Raw genomic sequence first — 3,722 nt, forward strand, 5'->3', positions numbered from 1 at the left:
GGTCCAACCCTTGAAGTACCAGAAGATTCAGAGATAGGTAAGTCTATTATGGAGGGCCGGTGCTTAGATGTAATCGAAATTGATGGGGCTTCAAATAATTCGGTTGAGCAGGTCAGGGACTTGCGGGACGAGTGCCAATACGCACCGTCTCAATGCAGATTTAAAATATATGTAATTGATGAGGTACATATGCTAAGTCAGCAGGCTTTTAACGCCTTATTAAAAACATTGGAAGAACCTCCACCCCATGTTAAATTTGTATTTGCAACTACTGAATCACAAAAGGTGTTGCCGACAATTGTATCTCGTTGCCAACGGTTTGAATTTCGATCTATTCCTGCTCCACTAATAACAGGTAAACTCAAAGAAATTTGTGAGCATGAACAGATTGATGCAGACGAAAATGCTTTAGATGCTATATCCCGTATGGCGATGGGAGGAATGCGGGATGCTCAGAGCATTTTAGATCAGATGATTTCATTTTGCGGGAAATCGATATCCCAATCAGATGTTTTGGAGGTCTACGGATTAGCATCATCTGAAATGATCAATCAATTAAGCGAGTCAGTACTTACGGCTAATTACGATACCATTTTAACTATAACCGATAAATTTTCAGAGAATGGATTGGATTTTTACAGAGCTTTATTAGATCTCTCCGAAAGATTTCGCTCGAGCTTAGTCGAATCTTTAAGGGAATCAGACTGCGAAGCTTTATCTCCCGAACAAGTATCGAGGATCTTGGATGCTTTAAGAGATGGAGAATCTCTAGTACGTTCAGGTCTTTCTGAAAAAGCTAATTTTGAAGTTACTCTTTTTCGTGCCATAGAAGCGGGTCGTACTCGCTCGATCGATCAGGTAATTCGTAAAATATCGAAATTGGTTCCTCAAGAAGCGAAAAAAAAAACGAATTTAAAGGCCAAACCTGAACCGATAAAAGACACCGTGTTGGATCTTACAAAAAATGATCCAGTAAAAAGCATTAGACCTTCGGATCATAAAGTTTTGGTTAGCGGGGAACCAAGTGAAATTCTCGGATTGGATAAAAAACCAGTTAAGCCTGCCGAAACAATCGAAAATGCTTCGGTAAGCGAATCTGTTCAAGTGGACGAATTTGTGCAAAAGGAATTAGCAGATACAGATCTTCCTAATGCTGATACGCAGAATATTGAAGGAGAGCCCCCCCGACAATCAACCGACCCAGACAAAATTAAGGAAAGAATAGGGTCTCTACCACCAACAGTACGCAAGGTAGTCGAAGAAAAGTTCCGTGGAGAATATTTTGCCTTGGAACGAATCGATCCTGACAAATTAATTTGAATACCTCTTCACAAGGTTTAGTTGCGATTTTTACTTAATGGAGAGCTCAAGGATGGATTCAATTTCTTCCTCTCTAACCCAACCCTTGTTTGTTCCTGAAGCACTTCGTGCTAAAAACCATTTATCACCAGTCGGACTTGTATGAAAACGAGGAAGGTTATTGCCATCCAAATCCAAAAATAAACTCGAACCTAAAGGAACTTCTGTATTTGCCTCACTGCCACTACCGGCAAAAACTCTCAGGGCCAAGTTTTCTTTTAACTCATTTTCCTGATTTGTCGCATTTATTGCGATAACTTCCCTATTTAGATTCAAGGAACTTAAATTTGACTGATACCATCCCCATCCTGAAAAAAAGAGCCCAGCGATCCAAAAAGCTCCAAGCACATAGACTTTAGCAGTTCGAAAAGAAGGCTGGAGAAACGATGAAGCCACAAAAATTCCTGTCCAGAATAGAAGGTTAAATGCGATTAACCAATGAGTTTGGTAATAAACTGAAAAAGCCGGTGCAAAATCTAGTTCGGTTTGATCTTCAACCCCACCCATTTTCATGGCAAATGCTAGGTTGGTTGAATGCTCGCGATTTTCAGGATCAAGCCAAATTGCTTTACGCAAGTGAAGAATAGCACGGGCATAATCTTCTAATTTGAAATAGAGGTTTGCCAGGTTCGCATGAAGGTTGGCTGAGTGCTCAGATTCGGCAATTTTACAGTAAATATCAACTGCTTTAACCAAGTCTCCTGAGGCTTCAGCACGTACTGCATCATAAAATAATTTATTATTTGAAGCCCCTAAACTTGGTAGCAAAACAAAATAGATTGCAGAAATAAAAAAATACAGTTTCAGGTAAATTCTACTCATTTTATATTTTTCAAAGTTGCAGATGCTTTCTTAAATACAAGTTCAAGAGTGGTGACATTATTAGGATTTTGGGCATATTCCAAATCATCGCACACTTGTAGAAGATCGAGGATATCAGCGACAACATTTTCAGAAAATTGTTTCCGTTTTAGAAGTTTGATGATCTCCGAACTCGATAGAGCAGAGGTATTTGTCTGATCACAGGCAATTCCTACCCGCAAGCGGATTTTCCTTCTAAGGGCCTGGTGGAAACCAGAAGTATCTTTGTGTTTTAAAGCTTCACGGATTTTTCCATCGAGAAGTTTTTCTTTCTGCTTACGTAGTTCCAGTTTTGGATTTCTTCTTCGAATGCGAAAGATCATAATACTTGCAGCAGCAATTGTGCACCCGAATTGAGTAATCCAGAAAATAGAAGATTTAAATGGCTTGGGAGTAGTTAAGATTTCTACCCACTGACCCGGTTCTGATTCGGTTTGGAACAAATCTTGCCGGGAAACAGCGGGAACTGAGTTTTGGGTAGAGAGGTTGTTCTGATTTGGGTCCGTCCATATTTCGCCAGGGTCTACACGAATAGAATGAGATTCAGACCCTATTGAAAAATATTTTTCTTCCGATGGGTCAAAAAAGGAAAAGGTTACGGGAGGGATATCAAGTAAACCAGCCTGCAAAGGTGTGATAACAAATTCAAAAGTTTGAGATCCTTTCTGCATGGTTACCTCGTTTCCTTGAAAAGAAAAGGCGGGTGGACCGACTTTAAAATTTTCTCCTATTGAAAGTTTGGGTGCCGGCATAGCTGCAAAATTCCCGCTACCACTTAGTGTCAAGGTAAGTTTTATGGGGTCGCCGACCGAGACCCGATTGGTATCGAGAGATGAATTTATTGATAATTTACCGATTGCACCTTGAAAGCCTGTAGGTCGAAGTAGGGAAGGCAGGGGCCGGATTTCAAGCTGTTGAGGTTGGCTTTTAATTTCCAGGCTTTCCTCTCTGCCAAACCCAAAAAATGGATCATTAAAAAAGGGGTTAGACAGGCGGGAGTTTCTATTGTTGCGAACACGAACACGAATGGATGAGCTAAAAGATATATTATGCTTTCCGGGTAGGGATCCTGTAAGGCCAAGCTTCCACGAATATACGGAATAGCTTTTCTTAAACCTACGAACTCCGCGTTCTTCGTTTGGTTGGCCCAATTCAGTTATAGAAATTTCGTCTCCAATTTTTAATGGGACTTGATCAATTCGCGTAACCGGTAATTTATCCCACAAAAAGAGACTAACAGTTGCCTCTACTGTTTCTCCTTTAAACAGGAAAGGTCGGGGGCATTTAAATTCAAGAAAAGCAGCCTGCTTTAGGTTATTCTCCTGATTGCGACGCTCGGCCTGACGAATTTTATCCGCTTGGGTTGGGGGAACCACAGAAAGCTTGGCAGCAGGAGCTTGGTAGGGTTTGCCCTCTATATTAAGCTGTAAGGCAGGTACAATAAAAGTGCCTTCCCTCTGAGGTGTTACGGTAAAGCTTAACTCGAACCGAACCGATGGAAC

The 3,722-nt window shown here is 40.9% G+C and carries 3 protein-coding genes; 1 reads left to right on the top strand and 2 read right to left on the bottom strand.

Going from position 1 to position 3,722, the window contains the following annotated elements; genetic code table 11:
- A partial coding sequence (gene dnaX, locus ACKPQ4_RS02985) for a DNA polymerase III subunit gamma/tau (RefSeq protein WP_407679727.1) occupies positions 1-1,320 on the top strand: 1,320 nt, incomplete at its 5' end.
- Positions 1,321-1,350: 30 nt separating this feature from the next.
- On the opposite strand, the gene ACKPQ4_RS02990 is transcribed toward dnaX, so the two are convergent.
- Positions 1,351-2,181, bottom strand: a complete 831-nt coding sequence (locus tag ACKPQ4_RS02990; protein WP_407679728.1) for a hypothetical protein — start codon at positions 2,179-2,181, stop codon at positions 1,351-1,353.
- The coding region (locus ACKPQ4_RS02995; protein WP_407679729.1) for a BatD family protein at positions 2,178-3,722 on the bottom strand (1,545 nt) is incomplete at its 5' end. The genes ACKPQ4_RS02995 and ACKPQ4_RS02990, both read right to left, overlap by 4 nt.

It is taken from the genome of Candidatus Chordibacter forsetii (assembly GCF_964187505.1).
GTDB classification, from domain to species: Bacteria; Verrucomicrobiota; Verrucomicrobiia; order Opitutales; family Seribacteraceae; genus Chordibacter; species Chordibacter forsetii.